The following is a 21,782-nucleotide window of genomic DNA, read 5'->3' on the forward strand; positions in this document are numbered from 1 at the left end:
CTGTGCAGGGTGGGCGGTGCAATGTGTGCCCCACCTGCTGAACCATGAAGAGGGCAGCGACATGAGCACGGTTTTGGTCACGGGCGGATCCGGTTTCATCGGCGTGCATACAATTCTGCAGCTGCTTGCCGACGGGCATACGGTGCGAACCACGCTACGCAATCCGGATCGCAGCAAGGACGTGATCGCGATGCTGCGCGAAGGTGGCGCGCTTGCGGCCGACCAGGTCGGCTTTGCCACCGCCGACCTCACGCGCGATGCCGGCTGGCGCGAGGCGGTCACGGGGTGCGATTACGTGCTGCATGTCGCATCGCCGCTCGGCGCGCATGTGCCGGAGGACGAGAACGAGCTGATCGTTCCGGCGCGCGAAGGCACGCTGCGGGTGTTGCGCGCGGCGCGCGACGCCGGGGTCAAGCGCGTCGTCGTGACGTCGTCGTTTGCGGCGATCGGCTATGGCCACCCGCCGCAAGCCAAGCCGTTCGATGAGACCACCTGGTCCAACCTCGATGGCCCCGACGTGCAGGCCTATCCGAAATCCAAGACGCTGGCCGAGCGCGCCGCCTGGGATTTCGTCGCGCGCGAAGGCAACGGCCTCGAGCTCGCCGTGGTCAATCCGACCGCGGTGTTCGGCCCCGCGCTCGGGCCTGATTTCTCCGAGTCGATCGGCATCATCAAGGCGCTGCTCGACGGCGCGATGCCGGCGGTGCCTCGGATCCATTTCGGCCTCGTCGACGTGCGCGATGTCGCCGACCTGCATCTGCGCGCCATGACCTCGCCCAAGGCCGGGGGCGAGCGGTTCCTCGCGGTCGCCGGCGAGACCATATCGATCCTGCAGGTGGCCCGGCTGCTGCGCAGGAAACTCGGAAGCAAGGCGCGGCGGGTGCCCCGGTTCCAGGCGCCGGACTGGATGATCCGGCTCGCCGCGCGGCGCAACCCTTTGGCCCGCGCCACCCTGCCGCTGCTCGGCAAGGTGCGCCGCTCGACCAGCGCCAAGGCGCAGAACCTGCTCGGCTGGCGTCCGCGCGGCAATGAGGAGATGATTGTCGCGACCGCCGAGAGCCTGATCAGGCTCGGCCTGGTCAAGGCCTGACGGCCGCTTCCGTCCGGCGTGCTTGCCAGACGCGTCGGCGAGTGCTGAATTGCTGTGAGCAGACGGCGGCGCCACCGCGCCGCCGAGAACATCAGGGAGGCTGCGCAGATGGATCGGGTCCTCGCGGCCGCAAAGGCGATTGCCAGCGCGCGCCGCAGCCGCGCGCCGCTCAAGGCGCTCGCCAAAGACATCGTGCCGCTCGACGAGGCCGAAGGCTATCGCGTGCAGTACGCGCTGCACGATCTGCTGCAGCCACAGGTCGGCAGCCTGGTCGGCTACAAGATCGGCTGCACCAGCGCCGTGATGCAGGAGTACATCAACATCCCGCACCCTTGCGGCGGTGGCGTGTTCGAGAAGGTCGTGCATGACAGCGGCGTGCAGCTGCCGGCGGCCGACTTCGTCCATGTCGGCGTCGAATGCGAGATCGCGGTGAGGCTATCGCGCAGTCTCGCGCCCGGCGAAGGGCCGTTCACCGCCGAATGGGTCGCGGAGGCGATCGAGGCCTACCATCCGGCGATCGAGATCGTCGACGACCGCTACGTCAAATGGGAGACGCTCGGCGCGCCGACGCTGATCGCCGACGACTTCTTCGCCGCCGGCTGCGTGCTCGGCGAGGCCGTGCCACGCATCACCGTGCCCGATCTGCGCAAGGTCACCGGACGCGCGCTCGTCAACGGCAAGGAGGAGGGGCGCGGCACCGGCGCCGACGTGCTCGGCCATCCGCACAACGCGCTCGCCTGGCTCGCCAATCATCTCGCCGCCGAAGGCCGTGGCCTGCATGCCGGCCAGATCGTGCTGACCGGCAGCCTGGTCAAGACGATCTGGCTGAAGGCCGGCGACACGGTCGTGATGGAGCTCGATGGGCTCGGCAAGGTGGAAGCGACGTTCACGTGAGGTGACGTTGTGTTGACGAGCTTGTCTCCACATGAGGATGTCGTCCCTGCCTAGTGCGCGATTGCGCACGGGAGCAGGGACCCATACTCCGCGGCCGCTGTTGTGAACAGGGCTCGTCATTCCGCCGACGCGCAACAATTAGCATTCGTGGTTATGGGTCCCTGCTTTCGCAGGGACGACACTGAGTGTGCACGTAAGCGACGAGTGCGCACGTAAGCGACGGTCACCTGACTTTTCATCCTCCTCCAGCTTGAAGGTCACGGTTTCCTACAGTTGATCGTTCGTGCACATCAGAACCTTGCCGTCCCACAGGCTCCTGATCGCGTCGAACGGCACGGTCAGCCTCGCATATTTGCGATTGAACCAGACGCCGACCTCGAAGCCGTCATCCCGCACCGCGAGACGATCGAATTCGTGCTGCAGGATGATCGTGATCTCCTCGGGATATTGCTCGATCACGGCGGCGGGCAGCTTCACGCCGTCGGCCCGGGTTGCGAAGGTGATGTTGACCGGCCGGTCCTCCGCGGCATGGCGCAGCAACGCGGTCATTTCGATCCGCTTCTGCGCCGAATTGCAAGGTTCGACGCCGGCGCGCGCCGGCAAAGGGGCCACGAGCAGCAGCACTCCAGCAATCCATCCGCGCCGGCGCCACATCCGCCTTCTCCATGTCGCTCACGCGATGTCGTTCTTGGCTTCAGTGGTCGCAGGTGGCGCCGAGGTTCAAGTCGCCGGTCGCTTGACGTCCGTGACCAGCTCGACCTTGCCGTCGGTCAGCCGGTAGACCGCGCCGACGATCCGGAGCTTGCCCTGATCGACCGCGGCGCTAAGGATCGGCGTCGCCGACTTGAGCTTCGCGACGTTGTCGATGACGTTTTGCCTGATGGCGTTCGCGAGCCGGTCGCCCGGCTTGCCCTCGGTCGCCTTCACCGCAGGCGCGATCGCGGTGACCAGCGAGGGCAGATGGCCGGGCAGGGTGGTGTTGTCCTTCAGCGACTTGATCGCGGCGTCGACCGCCCCGCAGCTGTCATGACCGAGCACCATGAACAGCGGCACGCCGAGCACGGACTGCGCATACTCGAGGCTTGCGATCATCTCGTCGCTGGCGAAATTGCCGGCGACGCGGCAGACGAACAGATCGCCGCGGCCGGTGTCGAAGGCGTATTCCGGTGCGATGCGGGAGTCCGCGCAACTCAGGATGCCGGCGAACGGGTTCTGTCCGCCGGACAGCGCCTCGCGCTCGTGCTTGAAATCATGCCGCCGCGAAACGCCCTCGACATAACGGAGGTTGCCCTTCACCAGCCGGTCGAGCGCGGCGTCCGGCGGCAGCACGTTCTGCGGCTTCGGCGGCCGCTTTGTCTCTTTGGCTGTCACAGCCGGCGCAAAAGCGAGGCTGGCCGCGGCGCACGCCGCGCCAGCGAGGAAGACGCGTCGGGAGGTTCGGCTGGGAGGCGTGATTTCGCAGAGCTGGCACATCAAGGTTCTCCGTGAACAAGGACCGCGTCCGCGCGATATGTGTAGGTCATGCGCAGTGCCTTCGCAACGAGGCGAATTCGTACGCTTGCGACCGCCACGTCCACAACAATCGTCCCTGCCTAGTGCGCAATTGCGCACGGGAGCAGGGACCCATACTCCGCGGCCTTTGTTGTGAGCGGGACTCATCGTTCCGCCGTCGCGCAGCAATAACCATTCGTGGTTATGGGTCCCTGCTTTCGCAGGGACGACGCCAAGCATGTTGAACGGTCTGTGAGCCAACATCCGCATGCCCGCGATGAGTTGGGCGCCAGGCGGAATATTTTCTTATGCTGATATTGACAGGTTTTGCTGAGTCGCCCGACGGGCAACTCAGCGGCCTGGAGATAGCCAGTCAGTTATGAGTGCGTGGGCGCGGCCGATCTCCGCCAAACCAGCTGAGAATAGGGGCAGCCAAGACGCCGGTAGATTGTCTCAACTTCCCGCTTGACCAATCCATAGCTCGTCAGTTATACGTAAATCCATAGCCAACGGGTTATTGATCGCAAAATGCCGGACGCTCACGACGTGCTGTTTCGAACCCTCGCAGACCCGACCCGCCGGGCGATCTTCGAGCGCCTGTGCCGCGAGGGCGAGCAGACCGTCGGTGCGCTGACCGCGCGGGCAAAGATCTCGCAGCCGGCAGTGTCAAAGCATCTCGGCGTGCTGAAGCAGGCCGGGCTGGTGCGCGATCGCCATGAAGGAAGGCAGACGCATTACAGCGCGCAACTCGGCGCACTGGCGCCGTTGATCGACTGGACCAGCCAGATGGCGGGCTTCTGGCAGAACCGGTTCGACCACCTCGAAGATCTTCTCAAAAGGATGGACCAATGAACAAGACCACCCGTGAGACGCGCTCCGCCATCGTGGAGCGCGAATTTCCCCATCCGCCGGAAAAGCTCTGGCGCGCGCTGACGCAACCGCATCTGATGGAGGAGTGGCTGATGAAGAACGACTTCAAGCCCGAGGTCGGGCACAGCTTCAATCTGCGCGGCGAGTGGGGCGGCGTGCTGGACTGCAAGGTGCTCACTGTGGAGCCGCACAAGACGCTGTCCTACACTTGGAATTTCGCGCATGCGGATGCCGCCTACAATCTCGAGAGCGTGGTGGTCTTCACGCTGACGCCGACGGCGAAGGGCACCCATCTGCGCGTCGAGCAGTCCGGCTTCCAGCCGCATCAGAAGCAGGCCTATGGTGGCGCCCATGCCGGGTGGAAGCAGTTCCTGGAGAATCTCGATCAGCTGCTGGTGCGCGAAGGCTGATCGTCTCTCTCGCCATTGCGAGCCAACGGGGCGGCGCGTAGCGCCGCCCGATGACAGGCTCCGCGAAGCAATCCAGCGTGCAGCGCGCGGATAGATGGATTGTTTCGTCGCTTCAGCGCAAATTGCTCTGCAATTTTGTCGCGAGCTCCTCGCAATGACGGCCTAGTCAGACACACAATCCAACAGGAGGTCACATGAACTGGAATAACTGGATCAGGCAATTTCACCGCTGGCTTTCGATCGCCTTTACGGTTGCCGTCATCATCAACATCGTCGCGATGGTCCTGCAGCAGCAAGCCGTCTGGATCGGCCTGCTGGCGCTGTTCCCGCTGATCTTCATGCTGCTGAGCGGCCTGTATCTGTTTGCGTTGCCCTATCTGGCGCCGCGGCGGATGCAGGGGGGATCGACCTCCGCCTCACAAGTGTGATTGCATGGGACAGGCTCAGACCACGAGGCAGCAATGACGGCATCGGAACGTATCGACCAGATGATCGAGGATCTCACCGACTGGCGCGGCAAGACGCTCGCCAGCCTGCGCAAGAGCATCCTCGCCGCCGACTCGGAAATCATCGAGGAATGGAAGTGGATGGGCAGCCCGGTGTGGTCGCGCGACGGCATCATCGCGGTTGGCAACGCCCACAAGGGCAAGGTGAAGCTGACCTTCATGTATGGCGCGCAACTTCCGGACCCCGACAAGCTGTTCAACACCGGCTTCGAAGGCAATGTACGGCGCGCGCTCGATCTGTTCGAGGGCGACAAGATCAACGACCGCGCGCTGAAGGCCCTGATCCGTGCCGCGATCGAACTCAACCAGGCCAAATCCAGCAAAACTGCGAAGAAGCCGGCGAAGAAGGCGGCCGCGGGCGCTCGCGCAACCGTGAAGAAGGCATGAGCTGCACCGGCAGGCGGCCTGCCGATCCGGTCCGTCCCTAATGACCACGACCAGGCTCGCCACATCGTCGGATGCGGAAGCGATCTCAGCGCTGCTGACGGCCAACGCCGGCGACCGCGGCGGCATGCTGCTCGGGCAATGGCCGCGCGAGGTGATCGAGACGCGTATTGCACGCGGGCAATCGATCGTCATCGCGACCGGCGATGAGGGCAGGCTGCTCGGCGCGCTCCTGACGTCGGAGCAAGGATTCGGTGAGGCCCCGCCGGTGCAGGCCATGCTGAAGGCCTGGCCGGGCGGCCCCGGTGCGTATGTGTATGGCCCCGTGTGCGTCGCCCCGGACGCGCGCGGCCTCGGCGTCCTCGACGCGCTCTACGCCAGGCTTCAGGCAATTTTTCCCGGCCGCGAAGCGATCCTGTTCATCAGGGAAGACAATCCGCGCTCGCTCAAGGCGCATCTGCGGCTCGGCATGCGCGCGGTCGCGCGCTACAACTTCGGCGGCAAGGTTTTCGTGGTCCTGAGCGACAGGTCTGAGGAGCAAGCGTAGCCCGGATGAGCCAACGGGCCGGCTTCGCAGCAGCTATCTCGCGGGAGGAGAATGGGGCAGTTTGTCACCCATTTGGGTGATGGACGCCTATGGCGCGATGAACTATCTGAGGTCGCGCTCCGACGTCCGGCCCGACAGCATCGCCATCCTGGGGCAGTCATACGGCGGGATGGCCATGATGTTCACGATCGCCAATGGTGCATTGCCGAAGGGTATGGCGCCGGACAAGGATTTCCGGGCTGCGATCGCACTCTATCCGAACTGTCCGCCGGTTGCGGAAAAGGACCCGCATTGGCGGCCGCGCCAACCGATGTTGTTGTTGGTGGGCGAGGCAGACACCGCTACGCCTGCAGGGCCGTGCAGGGAGATGGTGGCGCGAGCAAAGGACGAGGGCGGCCCTCCTATCGACACGCACTTCTACCCCGACGCCTATCACGCCTTCGACCATCCAAACCTTCCGCGGATGGAGATGACCAGCCTGAAGCGGCCGGACGGCAGTTCGCCGATCGCGATGTCGAACCCGGAAGCCCGCGCGGATGCGATCAATCGCGTCACGCAGTTTCTGGCGAGTATGATGAAATAGGCTTGCGAACGCGCAGGCAGGTACGAAGCGCAGCGGGGGAGCTTCTGCAGGGCGAGGTTTGCTGGGCGCGCGGCCGTCACGCCTTGGTGTGCACGATGACCGGACCCGCGATCGCGGTGGCTTGGCCGATCAGCAATGGACCGAGATTGTCATCGATCCAGGCTAGTGCGCGGCGGTTGGCTTCCTCGGCCCCGGCAAAATTGTTGAAGACGCTGATCGCGGTGACCGTGTCGTCGCCGGCATAGACCACGTAATAGGCCATGAAGCCTTCGACATCGCTGATGATCGGAATTGCGCCTTCCTTGATCCGGCGCGCGAGTTCTTCGGCGCTACCAGTCTTCGCCTTGGCGTGACGGATGGCGGCATACATGTGTTCCTCCTTCCGGCTGCATCGATCGGGCTGCGCTTCGCGCATGCGCGATGGTACGCCTGAAGCGGCGGAGATGCCATCGGGATTGCGGACCGATCAGCTGAAACGCCGGGTCACGACGGTCGTGCGGCGGTCGGGGAGCTTCGGCAGCCTCGTCACATCCGCGCGCGTTGCCGTGGTTTTGGGGCCGGGGGCGGGCGGCTGCTCCTGTTGCTGCAGAAACAGCGTGGCTTCGAACAACACGCCGGGGGCCTGCTTGGCGGTGCCCGAGCACACCGCGCGATTGCCGCAGAAGGTACCGGTCAGCTGAGCCTCGACCTCGTCGCATCCGAACACGGTGGTGAACGGGCCGTCGGCATATCTGTGCGTCGTCAGGACCGCCGTGAAGCGGTCCTCATCGAGCTGATAGGAGCCGCCATAGGTGAACATGGCGTCGCCGCCTGAGATCCTGCCGTTTGCGAGCTGGACTATCCCGGTGCCTTCGCCGCGCGGCGTGCGAAACCACGCCGCATATTGACCGTCTCTTTGCATGACCGTCACGAACTGCAAACCCTGCGTTGTCGTCTAGCTACGTTGCAAGCGGAGGGACTGCTACTTAACCTTTGCCCAACGGTTAACGAACCGAGAAGGCGATCGCGCGACTTGCGCGAAGCGGTATTGGACTGGTGCGCGACGATTGGGCGAGAGCCCTTTTTCGTTCCGATGGAATCGGAACGGGCTCTCGATTGTTGTCTTGACGCGTTTTCTTCACGCGAACCGGTGTCCACTTCGCTCGAAAACGCTCTTGTGCATTCGACCGGTCACAAGAATGCCACGGCCCTCGCCAGGGGAGCTAGCGAGGGCCGTGTTGGTACACCGCGCCGCGCCTAGGTTCGCGACGAGATGTGGGAGCTCGAAAAAATCCTACTTAGGCATGATCGTTATCCGAAAACCGGTTTCCACTTTTCGGGATCATGCCCGTTAGAAGGGCAAGAGCACGTCGAGAACCTGCTGGCCGTAGCGCGGCTGTTGCACGTCGGTGATCTGGCCGCGGCCGCCGTAGGCGATGCGGGCCTGGGCGATCTTCGAGGAGTCGATGGTGTTGTCGCTCTGGATGTCTTCCGGGCGCACGATGCCGGCCACGATCAGCTCGCGGATTTCGTAGTTGACCCGGATCTCCTGCTTGCCTTCGACCACAAGGTTTCCGTTCGGGAGAATCTGGGTGACGACGGCGGCGACGCTGGTCTGCAGCGCTTCCTGGCGGTTGACCGAGCCCTTGCCGTCGCTCGAGGCCGTGGATTCGGCGGTCAGGATCTTGCCGGGCAGAATCTTGTTCGCTTGCGTGATGGTCTGCGAGCCCAGGAAGTTGGTCACCCCGGAGTCTTCGGAATTGCTGCGGCTGCGCTGGGTTTCGTTGGCGATCGCGGCCTTGTCGGTGAAGTTCACCGTGACCGTCAGGATGTCGCCGACGCGCGCGGCGCGCTGGTCCTTGAAGAAGGCGCGCGAGCCGCTGCGCCACAGCGAGTTGGGGCTGTAGGAGGCGACCTCGGGCTTCGGCATCGGCATCTGCACCGGCTTGTAGCCGGGCTGCGCCGTCGGGTTCTCGATCTCCGTCAGCTTCGGCTTTTCACCGATCTGGGAGAGACGGTCGATCGACGAGCAACCGCTGGCGATCGTTCCGAGCGCGAGCAGCGCACCGGTCAGGATGAGGCGGTTGATGCGGTACTGGGACATGAACTTTACTCGGCGTTTGGTGCGACTGAACTCAGCTTGACGGGAGCGGGATCTGAAGAGGCGGCGTCGGCGGCCGGCGCTGCGCGCGGGGTCGCGACCGAGATCGAAACCTCGCCGCGGCCGGTGACGACGCCGGAGACAGCGCGCTTGGACTGCAAATTCATCACGTTGACGACGTCGCCCTCGGCGCCGCCATCCATCGCCTTGCCGCGGATCGTGAGGTAGAGACCGGAGGTGCGGTAGACCAGCGTGACGTTCTGGTCGCGGGTAACGAGATCGGGTTTTGCCATGTCGGCCGTGCGCAGCGCCTGGCCGGCGCGGATCTGGCGGCGCATCTGCATGCCGACGGCGCCGTCGCGCACCGCGGCGTCGTTGCCGATTTCGGCTTTCGGACGGCGCTCGACCACAACGTCGGAGGCCTTCAGCACGTCGCCGCGTTCGACATTGCGCGTCAGCACGGCGGCCTCGATGGTCTCGATCGCGGTGCCGGTGAGGCGCAGCTTGTACGGAGCCGTGCCGGTTTCGTTGCTGACCTCGAAGGTGACGTCGAAACGCGTCGAGCGCTGGTCGTAGCGCACGGCGACGGGCTGCATCGCGCCGGTGCTGGTTGCCTCGATGCGGATATCGCCGGGATCGCGGTCGAAGGTCAGCGCGATGTTGCCGGCCTTGCCGAGTCCGTGGCGGCCCTCCAGCGCGCGCGACAGCTGCTGCTCGATCTCCTTGCTGTCGATGGTGCGCGCGAGCCGCGTGACGGTGATCTCCTTCAGCTCGCGGGTGTCGACGCCGATCACCTGGTGGGTACGCAGCACGTTCAGCACCTGCGCGACCGGCAGCGTACCTGTGGTGCCGAGGTCCGGTGCGCGGTAGATCGCGATGCTGCCGGCGCTGCCGGCATTGTCGATGAGGTCGCCGACCCGCACGATGTCGTCCGCGACCGTGACGCTGGCGCGCAGCGTCGGCACCGCGATGCTCTCGCCGCGGCTTTGCGCGGCGGCTGGCAGCGCGGTCACCGCGAGCAGCGCGGCTGCGATCAGGAGTGAGCGGGCGATCATCGACATCATCCTCAGCGGAACAGGTTGGAGGTCGACTGCATCATCTGGTCGGCTGCGGAGACCACCTTCGAGTTCATCTCATAGGCGCGCTGCGCGGCGATCAGGTCGGAGATTTCCGAGACCACTTCGACGTTGGCCTGTTCGAGGTTGCTCTGCTGCATGTCGCCATAGCCGTCGGTGTTGGCGATGCCGTCCTGCGGCTGGCCGGAGGCCGGCGTTTCCTGGAACAAATTGTCGCCGATCGGCATCAGGCCGGCCTTGTTGATGAAGCGGGTCAGGCCGACCTGACCGATGTTGGTCGATGCGGTCTGGCCCGGCAGCGTCACCGAGACCTGGCCCTGCGCGTTGATGGTGAGGCCGGAGGCGTTCTGCGGGATCGTGATCGTCGGCTGCAGCAAATTGCCCTGCGCGTTGACGATGCGGCCCTGGTTGTCCATCTGGAACGAGCCGTCGCGGGTGTAGGTGAAGGTGCCGTCCGGCATCAGGATCTTGAAGAAGCCTTCGCCGCGGATCGCGATGTCGAGATCGTTGCCGGTCGGCGACAGCGTGCCCTGGGTCATCATCCGCGGCGTGCCGACCGTCTTGACGCCGCCGCCGAGGTCGATGCCCATCGGCATGATGGTGTTCTGGTCGGATGCCTGCGCGCCGACCCGGCGCACATGGTCGTAGATCAGGTCCTGGAAGGCGGCGCGCTGCTTCTTGTAGCCGGTGGTACGCAGGTTCGCGATGTTGTTGGAGATCACCTGAACGCTGAGTTCCTGTGCCGCCATTCCGGTCGCCGCGGTATAAAGTGCGCGCATCGTTCAATCCCCCGGATCAGTTCGGCACGTCGGCGAGCTTCTCGATCGCCGATTTGTGCAGGTCGCTCTGCTGCTGGAGCAGCGAGGCGATTTGGGTGTAGGTCCGCGTGATCTCGATCATGCGGCTCATCTCGACGACGGAATTGACGTTCGACTTCTCGATGAAGCCCTGGCGGATCTGCGCCTTGGTGTCCGGCTGCGGCACCGCGCCTTCGCCCGGCACATAAAGGTTGGAGCCTTCCTTCAGCAGGCGCTGGGCCTGCGCGAACGAGACCAGGCGCAGCTTGCCGCGGATCGAGTCGAGGCGGGACGTGCCCTCGAGCACGCTGACGTTGCCGTCGGGGGCGATGTTGACGTCGTGATCGGTCTGCTGGAACGTGATCGGGCCGGCGGTGCCGAGCACCTGGTAGCCCGAGGCGGTGACGAGCTGGCCGCGATTGTTGATCTGAAGGTTGCCGTCGCGGGTGTAGCGCTCGCCGCCCGGCGTCTGCACCACCAGGAAGGCGTTGCCGTCGATCGCAACGTCGAGCGGGTTCTTGGTCTCTTCGGTCGGGCCCTGCGAGAAGTCGTGGAAGGTCGCGCGGTCCTGCACGAAGGAGACGCGGCGGTCGGAGGACGCGAAATTGTCTTCATGCGCGTTCGAGGACAGATATTCCTGGAACAGCGACCGGTCGGCCTTGTAGCCGTTGGTGTTCATGTTCGCGATGTTGTTGGAAACGACATCCATCTGCCGTTCCAGCACCATCTGCTTCGATAGTCCGACCAGAAGCGTATTCTGCATCGGTGGTTCTCCCCTGTGAGGTGATCCGATGCGAATGGTTCTCCCAAACCTTCACGCCGGACCGTCGGTAACCATTGGGTTCTCCCAAACCCGCCAGTCACGTCGTCCTCTCAGCGAAACCCGTGCCAACTTGAAATAATCAGATATTTGAATGGTTTAGGTGTTTTGCAGGGCGCCGTGCCGGGCGGCAGAAAGGTCTTGTTGACCATGTTTGCCCGGCAGTTTTTTCCTAGTTGAAGGTAAATCCTAATCTTCCGTTAACCATTATGACCCCAGTGTTGCCGGCATTGGGGCGCGTGTGCGCCGGCGGCCTTTGTATCGCGTCTTCAAGCCAAAGCTGGGGCAAATCGCGTTCGCATCCTTCAGGTTGAAGCGAGCGGACGATGGCGGACGAGGAAAAGACGGATAGCGGCGAGGGCGCGGCCGCTCCGAAGAAGGGCAAGCTCAAGCTGATCATTGCCGTCGTCGGCTTCCTCGTCGTGCTCGGCGCGGGGGCGGGCGGATGGTTCTTCTTCATGCGCGGTCACGGCGAGGAGCAGCACGCCGAAGCGCCGCCGCCGAAGCCGCCGAGCTTCGTCGACGTGCCCGACATGCTGGTCAATCTGGTCGGCGCGCCCGGCGAGCGGGTGCAATATCTCAAGCTGAAGCTCGTGCTCGAGATCAAGGAAGAGAAGCAGGTCGAGGCGATCAAGCCGGCGCTGCCGCGCGTCGCCGACCTGTTCCAGACCTATATGCGCGAGCTGCGCCCGAGCGATCTCAACGGCTCGGCTGGCCTGTTCCGTCTCAAGGAAGAGCTGACCAAGCGCGTCAACCTCGCGCTGGCGCCCAACCAGGTGAACGCGGTGCTGTTCAAGGAAGTCGTGATCCAGTGACGGGGCGGATGTAAAGCCATGGCCGGCAACGACCAGATGGACCAGGACGCCATTGCGGCCCAGTGGGAAGCCTCGCTCGATTCCGAGGACCCCGCGGCGGCTGCAGCGGAGGCTGCCAAGAACGAGCTCACCGAGAACATGGCGCTGCAATGGGCCGCCATGGTCGAGGACGGCAGCCGCGACTTCGGTGGCAAGAACACCAATGGCGAGCGCGTGCTGTCGCAGGAGGAGATCGATAATCTCCTGGGCTTCACGGTCGGCGACGTCAGCCTCGACGATCATTCCGGCATCCGCGCCATCATCGATTCGGCGATGGTGTCCTACGAGCGTCTGCCGATGCTCGAAATCGTGTTTGACCGCCTGGTGCGGTTGATGACGACATCGTTGCGCAATTTCACCTCCGACAACGTCGAAGTCTCGCTCGACCGCATCACCTCGGTGCGCTTCGGCGACTACATGAACTCGATCCCGCTACCTGCGGTGCTCTCGGTGTTCAAGGCGGAGGAGTGGGAGAATTTCGGCCTCGCCATGGTCGACTCCAATCTGATCTATTCGATGATCGACGTGCTGCTCGGCGGCCGCCGCGGCCAGACCCAGCTCAAGATCGAGGGCCGGCCCTACACCACGATCGAGACCAACCTGGTCAAGCGGCTGGTCGAGGTGGTGCTGTCGGATGCCGAGCAGGCGTTCCGGCCGCTGTCACCGGTGACCTTCACGATCGACCGGCTCGAGACGAACCCGCGCTTTGCCGCGATCAGCCGCCCGGCCAACGCCGCGATCCTGGTGCGCCTACGCATCGACATGGAAGACCGCGGCGGCAATGTCGAATTGCTGCTGCCCTACGCCACCATCGAACCGATCCGCAACGTCTTGTTGCAGATGTTCATGGGCGAGAAGTTCGGCCGCGACCCGATCTGGGAAGGCCATTTCGCCACCGAGGTGGCGCAGGCCGAGATTGCGGTCGATGCGGTGCTGTACGAGGCCGATATCCCGCTCAAGGAGCTGATGAAGCTCAAGGTCGGCGACACGCTGCCGCTGGATATCCGTTCCGACGCGCTGGTCTCGGTCCGTTGCGGCAATGTCACCCTGACGGAGGGCCGCATGGGCCGCGTCGGCGACCGCGTCGCGATCCGCGTCACCAAGAATTTGCGTAAACCCCAAACCACCTTCGCGATGTTCGAGAAGGCGGACGAGCGGACCAAGATGATGGAGGCACCATGAGTCATGTGCTTGGACTAGCAATCGAGAGTCTGGTAGCCGTGCTGCTGATGCTGACGATCGGCTATTGCTGGCTGCTCAACAAGCGGCTGCAGCGGCTGAAGGCGGACGAGCATTCGCTGAAGGCGACGATCGCGGAATTGATCACCGCGACCGAGATCGCCGAACGCGCGATCGGCGGGTTGAAGCATGCGGTGCGCGACGTCAACGAGAACCTCGGCAACCAGCTCGACGCGGCGGTGCAGATGTCGGCGCAGCTGAAGAACCAGCTGGCGGAAGGCGACCACGTGGTGCGCCGCCTGTCGAAGATCGCGCTGGCCGCGCGGCCGCCGGAGCCCGCGCACGCACCGGCAGCGGCGCCTACCGCACCGGTGGCGCAGGCGCCCAGGGTTTCGGCCGCGCGCGCGGTTGCTGCGGCGGCTGAAGCCTTCACCGAGCGCAGGAGGGCCGGCGGCCTCGCTGCATGAAGTTGCTTCGTGACATCAGAGTGATGCCCGTGGTGCTGGTCGCGATCTTCGGCCTGATGGTGCTGAAGGTCGCGGGCCTCGTGCTCGATGGCGGTTACGTGTTTGCCGACGACGCGCCGCCGGCCGGTCCATCCTGGGCGCAGCAGAATTTCAACTTCCCCGGCGCTCCCAAGGCGGTTGCCGACAGCAAGTTCAAGGCCGATCCCGGCGACATCACGGGATCGGTCGAGGGCAAGGACGCGAAGAAGGACGAGGCACCGAAACCGGCCGCACCGGCCGCCGAGGCGCCCAAGCCCGACGGCGTGGTGGTCAATCTGGATGCGCCGCCGCCGGTGTCGGCCTCCGAACGCGCGATCCTGGAACGGCTGCAGTCGCGCCGCCAGGAGCTCGAGACGCGCGCCCGCGAGGTCGAGATTCGCGAAAGCCTCCTGAAGGCCGCCGAGAAGCGCATCGAGGCCAAGGTCGAGGAGGCCAAGGCCAATGACGCCAAGACGAATGCCGATGCGGCGGCCAAGGCAGAAGCCGACGCCGCCCGCTTCAAGGGCATCGTCACCATGTACGAGAACATGAAGCCGAAGGACGCCGCAAAAGTGTTCGATCGGCTGGAGATGACCGTGCTCTACCAGATCGCCTCGCAGATCCAGCCGCGCAAGATGTCCGACATCCTCGGCCTGATGCAGCCCGAGGCCGCCGAACGGCTCACGGTCGAACTCGCCCGCCGCGCCGGCGGCGACAAGTCGGCATCGACAGACGATCTTCCCAAGATCGAAGGCAAGATGCTCACGCCGAAGACGAATTGACGGACGCTATCGGGAAATCCGTCAATTGGCAGTAGCGTCCTCAGCCGTAAGCCAGATCCGGCTTAACATCGGGTTGCCTGCATCTGATCCAGATCATCGCAATGACGGTCGCGCACATGAACGGACCGACGGGCACGAGTGCGACCGGGTAGGCAAACCCCGCCAGGACAAGCACGCCGAAGCCGATCCGGAGTTCGGAGCGATTCGAGAGAAGGGAGCCATGTTCGGCCACTGGCTCGTTCATGAGAAAAATGAGCGCGAGAGCCAGTATCGCCGTGTCGTAGATCGCGAAGTAGGGAGAGACAAGCAGGGTTGCGACGAGCAGGCTCGCGGCCTTGACGGCGAAGCTGACGTTGCGGCGCCATATGATCACGACCCACATCGCGGCTGCCGCAGCGACAGCGATGTGCAATGCCATGGCCGATCCGTAGCCAAAGCCGGCAAACCGAAGCACACCGTAGACGCTCTGCAGCTTGTACCAAGCCAGTGTGCCGGTGAGATGGAACTGCGTCGCCGCGACGACTGCCGCCTCACGGAATCCCTCAAAGGTATCCCAGCCGAAGGTAAGCCCGGCGAGCAGCATGAGGACCGGTATCACCAAACTAGCCGTGATGACGACGACCCAGCGTCCAGTGGCGATCAGAACGAGCGGAAGCAGGACGCCATATTGCGGCTTGAAGATCAACAGCGCGATCAGGAAGCCGCTCACGATCGGACGCCTGTCCAGCGTCAGCAGGATGACGCCGAGTAGCGATGCCGCGAGCAGGGAGCTTTGGCCGACAATGAAATCGTATAAGACGGCCGGCACGGCGAATGCCACCAGCAGCGCGGCGAAGCGCGGCCGGATAGCGGAAACAACGAGCGCCCAGCACAGCAGCTTTGCGGAGCTCCAGATCCAGAACGCGGTGGGATACGGCAGCAACGCCAGCAGTCCCGCCAGAAAGAAAAACACCGGCGGGTAGAAGAACGGTATAGGCACCTCGTAAACGGGATACGGAGCCAGGTTCAGGCTAGGATGGATCTGAAGGATCAGTTGCCGCAACTGCGGCCAATCGTAGGCGGTGGCGGCATGGCCATCGAGAGCCATTTTCCCCGCACTCCAAAAGCATGAAAAGTCGAGCCCGGTCGCGCCGGTACCGTCAACGACTTTCGGCACCACGGAGTATAGGGTGAAACTCAACACGATGAGGCTGGCAATGGCCAACGCACGGTCGAATTCGCTGCGCTCCGTACCGCGCGCCATTCCAAATCCATTCATGAAACTGCCAGAAGCTAAAAAATATTTGAAATGTAAGCCATTTTTATACCGCCATTGGCCGTGGCGCAAGCAAGTGGCCGGTCTCCGTGCAGGCTGAGGTTAATCGCCAGGAGTTCCGCGCGTGCCCGGTGGATCGGGCGGAAGCCGAGGCCACCCGCTTCAGGGCCATCGTCACCAAGTACGACAAAGACGCAGTCAGAGGCGCTGCAGTGCTATGTGCTGCCTGGCTGAAGCGGATGTTCGCCCGCCTTCGCGCGGTGCCCGATGGACACGATCGCCACGGAGCACCGAGGTTATGGTAGCGTTAAATGGTAGCCTTAAGTTGCAACCGATTTGTCATTTTGGAATTGAAGTCGCTACGTCCCAAGGTGGTGCTTGAGGAATTGCCAATGCTGAAAGACATGCCCTGGCTGACCGCGCGGCGCGCCCGATTGTACGTGAGTGGCGTCGCAATTGTGCTGGTGCTGACCCTTGCGAGGTCGCTTTTGCTATTTTACCGCGACGGCGGCTATGGCGTGAATAATTTTCTGCTCGGCTCGGACTTCCTGACGTTCTGGGCGGCCTCGCTTCAGGTTCTGGCCGGGCATCCCGCCGAGGTTTATGTACCCGAATTGCATCTGCTCGCGGAGGCTCCATACCTGCGAGACGGCTACGAGGCGTTCTTCTATCCGCCGACGATGCTGCTCGTGTGCCTGCCGTTCTCGCTCGTGCCGTATTTCGCCTCGCTGTTCGTGTTCATCAGTATCACGGCGGCGGCGTTCGCCGCGCTGATCTGGCGTATCCTGCGAACGCCTTGGTGCCTGGTCGCGACCTTCGCCTATGCGCCGGTGTATCTTAATGCCGTGGCAGGGCAGAACGCTTTTCTGACGGCTTCGATCCTTGGATGCGGTCTCGGCATCATGAACCGGAGGCCAAAGCTCGCGGGCGCGATCCTCGGGCTGATGGTGATCAAGCCGCACCTGGCGCTGGCCGTGCCGATCGCCCTGATCGTCACAGGTCGCTGGCGCACGCTGATCTGGGCAGGCATCTCGTCGATTTCGCTCGTCGTGCTGTCCGCGCTGCTGTTCGGCCTGGATACGTGGCTCAGCTTCCTCGACGTCTCTCACTCGGCCCGCCAGGCTCTGGAGAACGGCGACGTCGAGTTTTCATTGCTTCAGAGCGTGTACGCGACAGCGCGTCTGCTCGGCGCCGGCGTCAGCACTGCCTTTGTCATTCACGGCCTCGCGGCGCTGGCTATGGTGTGTGTGATGGTCTGGATGTTGCGGCGGAACGTCAGCGCCGCTGCTGAGCGCTCGATCATCGTGCTCGCCTGCCTCCTGATTACGCCGTTCTCACTGTTCTACGACATGCTCATTATGGCGTTGCCGCTGGCCTGGATGCTGCGCGAGTGGTTGAAGGTCGGCTTTCCGGCCTGGTCGAAAATGGTGCTTGGCGTGACGTTTCTCGCGCCGCTGGTCTTCTACCTGCCTGTCCTCTACCAACTGTCGGTCGTGAAGCCGCTGCCTTTTGGTGCTCCGGTCATCATCCTGTTCTGCTGGTTGCTGGTCCGGGAGAGCACGCAAACGCGGCAAGCGGCGCATGGCGAGCCAGAGGTCTCGGCGGTCCGAGTTTGACGGTCGGACGGAACTCCTCGGTAGCACCGGGATGCACGGACCAGCCATGCGGCGATCAAACCCGGAACCGGGCGCTATTGACCGCCGAACCCGACATCGCCCTGAACGAAATCAAAGGGGGTCGGTTTACGTTAACAGCTCCTTAACGCCGCCCGATCCAAGATCGGGACGCGTGGGCGAGGGCGCTTCGCGCTGGTATGGCTGAGGTCCGAGAAGACGTTTCGAGATGGCGCGAACGGCTGCCGCTGAAACATGGTCGCTAGGCCGCGCCTGGACGCGGACTGCCCGTCTGTGCCTGCTTGCCACTGGCCTTGCCCTTGCAACCCTCACATATCCAGCCACGGTGCCGGCCCAAGACCTGCCGCCGGTGCCGGGCGAGGCGACATTCTCGGCCGCGAACGGCTATGCCCGGCTGGTGCTGAAGCTGAAGGAGGATGTCGAGTCGGAGGTCACGACCGCCGGCTCGATCATCGTGATCCGCTTCAAGCGTCCGGTCGATATCCCGGTCGAGAAACTGTCGGATGCGGTGCCCGACTATGTCGGCGCCGCGCGCCGCGATCCGGACGGTTCGGCGATCCGCCTGTCGCTGGCGCGCCGCGTCACCGTCAATACCATGACCGCCGGCGAGCGCATCTTCGTCGACTTTCTGCCCGACAGCTGGACCGGCCCGCCGCCCTCGCTGCCGCAGGAAGTGATCCGCGAGCTGGCGGAGCGCGCCCGTGCCGCCGAGCGTCTGCTGCGCATCCAGCGCGCGGCCGATGCCGCCAAGAAGAAGCCGCCGATCCGGGTTCGCGCCCTGGTGCAGCCCACCTTCGTCCGTTTCGTGTTCGAGGTTCCCGACGGGGTCAGCGTCTCCTCGGTGCTCAACGAGCAGAAGCTGACGCTGTCCTTCAACTCAGTCCTGAGCTTCGACCTGGCCGATGCCAAGGTCGCCGCTCCCCCGAACGTCGCCTCGATCAGCTCGCGCGCCGACACGGATACCTCGGCGGTCGACGTGACGCTGATTGGCGATGTCGACGTGCATTCGTTCCGCGACGAGAAGAACTACATTGTCGATGTCGCCTTCCAGCAGAGCGAGCAGCAGCAGGCGGCGAAGCCCTCGCTGAGCTCGTTGTTGCCGACGCCGCGCGGCAAGCCGAGGGGTGCCACTGCGATCGCGCCGGTGACGTCGGAGAGCATCGCGCAGCAGGCCAAGATCGAGATCAAGTCCGAGCAACCCAAGTCCGAGCAACCCAAGGCAGAGCAACCCAAAGCAGAGCCCAAGTCGGAACAGGTAAAGTCCGAGCCGGCAAAGTCCGAACAGGTGCAGTCGGAGCCGGTCAAGCCCGAACAGGCCACGACCGAACAACCGGCGCCCGCGCCCGCCAAATCGGAACAGCCGAGATCCGAGCTGCTCAATTCGGAGCTGCCGAAGGTCGCAGCGGCGCCGGCGGCTGACGTCGAGAAAGCCGCTGCGCCGGCCGCGCCGCGCGAGGGCAGCGCTGCGACCGAACAGAGCGACGCGCCGAAGCCTGCGCCTGCTGTTGCGGCCGCGTCGGCCATGGAAGCGCCGAAGCCAGCGGCGCCATCGCCGCCTGCAGAGGCCCGCACCAGCGCCGGGTCCGCGGTCGAAGCCCAGCGCGACAGCGACGGGTTGCGGGTGACGTTCTCATTCCCCGGCGTGACGCCGGCGGCATTATTCCGTCGCGCCGACACGGTGTGGATGGTGTTCGACACGCCTGAGGCGATCGACATCGATCCGATCCGCGTCAAGGCCGGCTCGCTGATATCAGATGTCAGCCGGATCGCGCTGGAGAAAGGGCAGGCGGTGCGCTTCCGCCTCAACCGGCCGCAGATGCCGTCACTCGAGAGCGACGACCGCTCGCGCGGCGTGAGCTGGACGCTGACCTTCGCCGACCGGGTGCAGAAGCCGCCGCTGCCGCTCAGCGTGGTGCGCAACATCAGCGAGCCCTCGCTTGCCAATGTCAGCGTGCCGCTCGCCAATCCCGGCCAGCTCCACAGACTGATCGATCCCGATGCGGGCGATACGCTCTGGGTCGTGACCGCGCCGCCGCCGACCCGCGGCATCATCAAGCGGCAGGACTTTGTCGAGCTCTCGCTGCTGGAATCGATCCACGGCGTCGTCGTTCATCCGAACGCCGACGACGTCAAGGCCGAGGTCGGCGCCGACAAGGTGATGCTGGGCCGGCCCGGCGGCCTGACGCTGTCGTCGGCCGACGTCGCCGCCGAGCGCGCGACCGCGGCGGTGAAGCCGCTGTTCGATCCGGACGAGTGGCGCAAGAACCAGTCGGAGAATTTCCTCAAGCAGCTCGACGGCCTGATTGCGGCGGCTTCGACGGCCAATGCCGAGCAGCTGCCGCAGGCGCGGCTCGATCTCGCCGATTTCTACATGGCGCGCGGCATGTACCAGGAAGCCCATGGTGTCGCTAATCTGATGCTGTCCGAGAGCAAGCGCGGCAGCGAGGGGGCGTCCGTGGTGATGGTGCGCGCGGTTGCCAGCATCCTGATCGGGCACCCGGCGCAGGGCCTCAAGGACCTCGCCAATCCCGTGATCGGCAACGGTTACGATTCCCAATTGTGGAAGGGGCTCGCCTTCGCCCGCGAGGGCAAATGGCCTGAGGCGCGCGAAAAGTTCAAGAACGCCGAATTCGCGGTCGCGACGCTGCCCCCCGATCTGCAGCGCATCGTCACGATCGACTCGATGAAGGCCTCGCTCGAGGTCAAGGACTATGCCGGCGCCGCGCGGCGCAAGAGCGATCTCGACGTGGTCGGCGTTCCCGACGCGCTCAAGCCCGCGGTTGCGGTGCTGCGCGGCCGGCTCGCCGAAGCGCTCGGCCAGGAGAAGGATGCGCTCGACGCCTATCGCTTCGCCGCCAGTTCGTCCGATCGTCAGGCCGCCGCCGAAGGCAGACTGCTGGAGACGCTGCTGCGGCAGAAGCGCGGCGAGATCGGCCGCGACGATGTGCTGAAGGAGCTCGAGCTCTTGTCGATGCTGTGGCGCGGCGACAATATCGAGCTGAAGACGCTGTATGTGCTGTCGAAGATCTATGCCGAGACCGCGCGCTACGCCGATGCCTTCGCGGTGACCCGTGCGGCGACCCGGCTGCAGCCGAACGCGCCGGAATCGCGCCAGGCGCAGGATGCCGCCTCGGCGCTGTTCGTGCAGCTCTATCTCGGCCCGAAGGGCGACGAGATGGCGCCGATCGATGCGCTCGGCACCTTCTACGATTATCGCGAGCTGACGCCGATCGGCCGCCGCGGCGACGAGATGATCCGCCGTCTCGCCGACCGTCTCGTCGGCGTCGATCTGCTCGACCAGGCCGCCGACCTCCTGCAGTACCAGGTCGACAAGCGGCTCGAAGGCGCGGCGCGCGCCCAGGTCGCGGCGCGGCTTGCGATGGTCTATCTGATGAACCGCAAGCCCGACCGTGCCATCGGCGCGCTGCGCTCGACCCGGATTGCGGATCTCTCCGGCGAACTGCGCCAGCAGCGGCTGCTGCTCGAGGCGCGCGCGCAGAGCGACGTCGGTCGGCACGACCTCGCGCTCGACATCATCTCGAACATCACCGGCCGCGAGGCGATCCGGCTGCGTTCGGACATCTATTGGGCGTCGCGGCACTGGCGCGAGGCGTCCGAGCAGATCGAGCTCTATTACGGCGACCGCTGGCGCGATTTCACGCCGCTCAACCCGAGCGAGAAGGCCGACATCATCCGTGCCGTGGTCGGCTACGCGCTCGCCGAGGATGCCATCGGACTGTCCCGGTTCCGCGAGAAATACGCGCCGCTGATGTCCGGCGATGCCGACAGACTGGCGTTCGACGCGGCCAGTAAGCCGGTCGCCACCTCGAGCGCCGAATTCGCCCAGATCGCGCGGATGGCCGCGAGCGTCGACACGCTCGACGGCTTCATCCGCGAGATGAAGACCCGCTTCCCCGACGCCACCGCCCGCGCGCCGCTGCCCGATCCGGTCACGACCGGATCGCTGCCCGACGGGCCAAAGGCCGCGCCGGTCAGCACGCTTCCGGTCATCAAGGGCGAGCGCCGCGCCGGCGTGACGCCGTAG

23 protein-coding genes are annotated in these 21,782 nt (G+C 64.7%); 14 read left to right on the forward strand and 9 right to left on the reverse strand.

Annotated elements, in window-relative coordinates:
* Positions 1 to 61: 61 nt before the first annotated feature.
* Together AAFG07_RS15605 and AAFG07_RS15610 are read left to right on the forward strand one after the other, a co-directional pair.
* Positions 62 to 1,090: an aldehyde reductase gene (locus AAFG07_RS15605; protein ID WP_342728050.1), complete on the forward strand. Its 1,029-nt coding sequence runs from the start codon at positions 62 to 64 to the stop codon at positions 1,088 to 1,090.
* Between the two features lie 108 nt (positions 1,091 to 1,198).
* Complete coding sequence (locus AAFG07_RS15610) at positions 1,199 to 1,984, forward strand: fumarylacetoacetate hydrolase family protein (RefSeq protein WP_342728051.1); 786 nt, start codon at positions 1,199 to 1,201, stop codon at positions 1,982 to 1,984.
* A 267-nt stretch (positions 1,985 to 2,251) separates the two neighbouring features.
* Here the strand turns inward: AAFG07_RS15610 and AAFG07_RS15615 are convergent, their stop codons facing one another.
* Positions 2,252 to 2,608, reverse strand: coding sequence for a ClpXP protease specificity-enhancing factor SspB (locus AAFG07_RS15615; protein ID WP_342728052.1), 357 nt, complete (start codon positions 2,606 to 2,608; stop codon positions 2,252 to 2,254).
* Positions 2,609 to 2,704: 96 nt separating this feature from the next.
* Positions 2,705 to 3,457 carry a carbonic anhydrase gene (locus tag AAFG07_RS15620; protein WP_342728053.1) on the reverse strand — a complete coding sequence of 251 codons (753 nt, stop codon included), beginning with the start codon at positions 3,455 to 3,457 and terminating at the stop codon, positions 2,705 to 2,707.
* A gap of 546 nt (positions 3,458 to 4,003) precedes the next feature.
* Here AAFG07_RS15620 and AAFG07_RS15625 point away from each other — a divergent pair.
* From AAFG07_RS15625 to AAFG07_RS15650, 6 genes are all read left to right on the forward strand, one after another.
* A complete protein-coding gene (locus AAFG07_RS15625) occupies positions 4,004 to 4,327 on the forward strand; it encodes a metalloregulator ArsR/SmtB family transcription factor (protein WP_050403489.1) in 324 nt (107 codons plus the stop codon).
* Positions 4,324 to 4,755 (forward strand): SRPBCC domain-containing protein, encoded by a 432-nt coding sequence (locus AAFG07_RS15630; RefSeq protein ID WP_342728054.1) that lies wholly within the window; start codon positions 4,324 to 4,326, stop codon positions 4,753 to 4,755. Before AAFG07_RS15625 ends, AAFG07_RS15630 begins: the two co-directional genes overlap by 4 nt.
* A 194-nt stretch (positions 4,756 to 4,949) precedes the next feature.
* Positions 4,950 to 5,183 carry a hypothetical protein gene (locus AAFG07_RS15635; RefSeq protein ID WP_092115417.1) on the forward strand — a complete coding sequence of 78 codons (234 nt, stop codon included), beginning with the start codon at positions 4,950 to 4,952 and terminating at the stop codon, positions 5,181 to 5,183.
* A gap of 33 nt (positions 5,184 to 5,216) precedes the next feature.
* Complete coding sequence (locus AAFG07_RS15640) at positions 5,217 to 5,648, forward strand: DUF1801 domain-containing protein (RefSeq protein WP_342728055.1); 432 nt, start codon at positions 5,217 to 5,219, stop codon at positions 5,646 to 5,648.
* Positions 5,649 to 5,688: 40 nt separating this feature from the next.
* Complete coding sequence (locus tag AAFG07_RS15645) at positions 5,689 to 6,192, forward strand: GNAT family N-acetyltransferase (protein WP_342728056.1); 504 nt, start codon at positions 5,689 to 5,691, stop codon at positions 6,190 to 6,192.
* A 97-nt stretch (positions 6,193 to 6,289) separates the two neighbouring features.
* Positions 6,290 to 6,775 carry a dienelactone hydrolase family protein gene (locus tag AAFG07_RS15650; protein WP_342729162.1) on the forward strand — a complete coding sequence of 162 codons (486 nt, stop codon included), beginning with the start codon at positions 6,290 to 6,292 and terminating at the stop codon, positions 6,773 to 6,775.
* Positions 6,776 to 6,851: 76 nt separating this feature from the next.
* Here the strand turns inward: AAFG07_RS15650 and AAFG07_RS15655 are convergent, their stop codons facing one another.
* The 6 genes from AAFG07_RS15655 to flgF form a co-directional block, all read right to left on the reverse strand.
* On the reverse strand, positions 6,852 to 7,145 hold the full coding sequence (locus tag AAFG07_RS15655; protein ID WP_342728057.1) for an antibiotic biosynthesis monooxygenase: 294 nt from the start codon (positions 7,143 to 7,145) through the stop codon (positions 6,852 to 6,854).
* Positions 7,146 to 7,241: 96 nt separating this feature from the next.
* Positions 7,242 to 7,676, reverse strand: a complete 435-nt coding sequence (locus AAFG07_RS15660; protein ID WP_342728058.1) for a hypothetical protein — start codon at positions 7,674 to 7,676, stop codon at positions 7,242 to 7,244.
* 429 nt (positions 7,677 to 8,105) lie between these two features.
* Positions 8,106 to 8,858, reverse strand: coding sequence for a flagellar basal body L-ring protein FlgH (gene flgH / locus AAFG07_RS15665; protein WP_092115413.1), 753 nt, complete (start codon positions 8,856 to 8,858; stop codon positions 8,106 to 8,108).
* Between the two features lie 5 nt (positions 8,859 to 8,863).
* The gene (gene flgA / locus AAFG07_RS15670; protein ID WP_342728059.1) at positions 8,864 to 9,910 is read right to left on the reverse strand and encodes a flagellar basal body P-ring formation chaperone FlgA; all 1,047 of its coding nucleotides are present in this window, start codon (positions 9,908 to 9,910) and stop codon (positions 8,864 to 8,866) included.
* A gap of 11 nt (positions 9,911 to 9,921) precedes the next feature.
* Positions 9,922 to 10,710, reverse strand: a complete 789-nt coding sequence (gene flgG / locus AAFG07_RS15675; RefSeq protein ID WP_092115411.1) for a flagellar basal-body rod protein FlgG — start codon at positions 10,708 to 10,710, stop codon at positions 9,922 to 9,924.
* A 16-nt stretch (positions 10,711 to 10,726) separates the two neighbouring features.
* Positions 10,727 to 11,491, reverse strand: a complete 765-nt coding sequence (flgF, locus tag AAFG07_RS15680; protein ID WP_092115410.1) for a flagellar basal-body rod protein FlgF — start codon at positions 11,489 to 11,491, stop codon at positions 10,727 to 10,729.
* 383 nt (positions 11,492 to 11,874) lie between these two features.
* Between flgF and fliL the strand changes: the two genes are divergently transcribed.
* The 4 genes from fliL to AAFG07_RS15700 are packed head-to-tail and all read left to right on the forward strand — an operon-like array spanning position 11,875 to position 14,848.
* Complete coding sequence (gene fliL, locus AAFG07_RS15685; RefSeq protein ID WP_342728060.1) at positions 11,875 to 12,363, forward strand: flagellar basal body-associated protein FliL; 489 nt, start codon at positions 11,875 to 11,877, stop codon at positions 12,361 to 12,363.
* An 18-nt stretch (positions 12,364 to 12,381) separates the two neighbouring features.
* The gene (gene fliM, locus AAFG07_RS15690) at positions 12,382 to 13,584 is read left to right on the forward strand and encodes a flagellar motor switch protein FliM (protein WP_092115408.1); all 1,203 of its coding nucleotides are present in this window, start codon (positions 12,382 to 12,384) and stop codon (positions 13,582 to 13,584) included.
* Entirely contained in the window at positions 13,581 to 14,048 is a 468-nt protein-coding gene (locus AAFG07_RS15695; protein ID WP_342728061.1) for a DUF6468 domain-containing protein, read from the forward strand. The genes fliM and AAFG07_RS15695 overlap by 4 nt, the downstream gene beginning before the upstream one ends.
* Entirely contained in the window at positions 14,045 to 14,848 is an 804-nt protein-coding gene (locus AAFG07_RS15700; RefSeq protein ID WP_342728062.1) for a flagellar protein FlbB, read from the forward strand. Before AAFG07_RS15695 ends, AAFG07_RS15700 begins: the two co-directional genes overlap by 4 nt.
* Before the next feature lie 40 nt (positions 14,849 to 14,888).
* Here the strand turns inward: AAFG07_RS15700 and AAFG07_RS15705 are convergent, their stop codons facing one another.
* Complete coding sequence (locus AAFG07_RS15705; protein ID WP_342728063.1) at positions 14,889 to 16,091, reverse strand: glycosyltransferase family 87 protein; 1,203 nt, start codon at positions 16,089 to 16,091, stop codon at positions 14,889 to 14,891.
* Positions 16,092 to 16,495: 404 nt separating this feature from the next.
* Here AAFG07_RS15705 and AAFG07_RS15710 point away from each other — a divergent pair, with 404 nt between their 5' ends.
* Together AAFG07_RS15710 and AAFG07_RS15715 are read left to right on the forward strand one after the other, a co-directional pair.
* Positions 16,496 to 17,719 carry a glycosyltransferase family 87 protein gene (locus tag AAFG07_RS15710; RefSeq protein ID WP_342728064.1) on the forward strand — a complete coding sequence of 408 codons (1,224 nt, stop codon included), beginning with the start codon at positions 16,496 to 16,498 and terminating at the stop codon, positions 17,717 to 17,719.
* Between the two features lie 226 nt (positions 17,720 to 17,945).
* Complete coding sequence (locus tag AAFG07_RS15715; RefSeq protein ID WP_342728065.1) at positions 17,946 to 21,782, forward strand: tetratricopeptide repeat protein; 3,837 nt, start codon at positions 17,946 to 17,948, stop codon at positions 21,780 to 21,782.

This window comes from Bradyrhizobium sp. B097, from assembly GCF_038957035.1.
Taxonomy (GTDB): domain Bacteria; phylum Pseudomonadota; class Alphaproteobacteria; order Rhizobiales; family Xanthobacteraceae; genus Bradyrhizobium.

Excerpts from the sequence above, each read along its gene's own strand:
- AAFG07_RS15605 (WP_342728050.1), top strand. The coding sequence starts at position 62 with ATGAGCACGGTTTTGGTCACGGGCGGATCCGGTTTCATCGGCGTGCAT.
- AAFG07_RS15610 (WP_342728051.1), top strand. The coding sequence starts at position 1,199 with ATGGATCGGGTCCTCGCGGCCGCAAAGGCGATTGCCAGCGCGCGCCGC.
- AAFG07_RS15620 (WP_342728053.1), bottom strand. The coding sequence starts at position 3,457 with ATGTGCCAGCTCTGCGAAATCACGCCTCCCAGCCGAACCTCCCGACGC.
- AAFG07_RS15625 (WP_050403489.1), top strand. The coding sequence starts at position 4,004 with ATGCCGGACGCTCACGACGTGCTGTTTCGAACCCTCGCAGACCCGACC.
- AAFG07_RS15630 (WP_342728054.1), top strand. The coding sequence starts at position 4,324 with ATGAACAAGACCACCCGTGAGACGCGCTCCGCCATCGTGGAGCGCGAA.
- AAFG07_RS15635 (WP_092115417.1), top strand. The coding sequence starts at position 4,950 with ATGAACTGGAATAACTGGATCAGGCAATTTCACCGCTGGCTTTCGATC.
- AAFG07_RS15640 (WP_342728055.1), top strand. The coding sequence starts at position 5,217 with ATGACGGCATCGGAACGTATCGACCAGATGATCGAGGATCTCACCGAC.
- AAFG07_RS15645 (WP_342728056.1), top strand. The coding sequence starts at position 5,689 with ATGACCACGACCAGGCTCGCCACATCGTCGGATGCGGAAGCGATCTCA.
- AAFG07_RS15650 (WP_342729162.1), top strand. The coding sequence starts at position 6,290 with ATGAACTATCTGAGGTCGCGCTCCGACGTCCGGCCCGACAGCATCGCC.
- AAFG07_RS15655 (WP_342728057.1), bottom strand. The coding sequence starts at position 7,145 with ATGTATGCCGCCATCCGTCACGCCAAGGCGAAGACTGGTAGCGCCGAA.
- AAFG07_RS15660 (WP_342728058.1), bottom strand. The coding sequence starts at position 7,676 with ATGCAAAGAGACGGTCAATATGCGGCGTGGTTTCGCACGCCGCGCGGC.
- flgH (WP_092115413.1), bottom strand. The coding sequence starts at position 8,858 with ATGTCCCAGTACCGCATCAACCGCCTCATCCTGACCGGTGCGCTGCTC.
- flgA (WP_342728059.1), bottom strand. The coding sequence starts at position 9,910 with ATGATCGCCCGCTCACTCCTGATCGCAGCCGCGCTGCTCGCGGTGACC.
- flgG (WP_092115411.1), bottom strand. The coding sequence starts at position 10,710 with ATGCGCGCACTTTATACCGCGGCGACCGGAATGGCGGCACAGGAACTC.
- flgF (WP_092115410.1), bottom strand. The coding sequence starts at position 11,491 with ATGCAGAATACGCTTCTGGTCGGACTATCGAAGCAGATGGTGCTGGAA.
- fliL (WP_342728060.1), top strand. The coding sequence starts at position 11,875 with ATGGCGGACGAGGAAAAGACGGATAGCGGCGAGGGCGCGGCCGCTCCG.
- fliM (WP_092115408.1), top strand. The coding sequence starts at position 12,382 with ATGGCCGGCAACGACCAGATGGACCAGGACGCCATTGCGGCCCAGTGG.
- AAFG07_RS15695 (WP_342728061.1), top strand. The coding sequence starts at position 13,581 with ATGAGTCATGTGCTTGGACTAGCAATCGAGAGTCTGGTAGCCGTGCTG.
- AAFG07_RS15700 (WP_342728062.1), top strand. The coding sequence starts at position 14,045 with ATGAAGTTGCTTCGTGACATCAGAGTGATGCCCGTGGTGCTGGTCGCG.
- AAFG07_RS15705 (WP_342728063.1), bottom strand. The coding sequence starts at position 16,091 with ATGGCGCGCGGTACGGAGCGCAGCGAATTCGACCGTGCGTTGGCCATT.
- AAFG07_RS15710 (WP_342728064.1), top strand. The coding sequence starts at position 16,496 with ATGCTGAAAGACATGCCCTGGCTGACCGCGCGGCGCGCCCGATTGTAC.
- AAFG07_RS15715 (WP_342728065.1), top strand. The coding sequence starts at position 17,946 with ATGGCGCGAACGGCTGCCGCTGAAACATGGTCGCTAGGCCGCGCCTGG.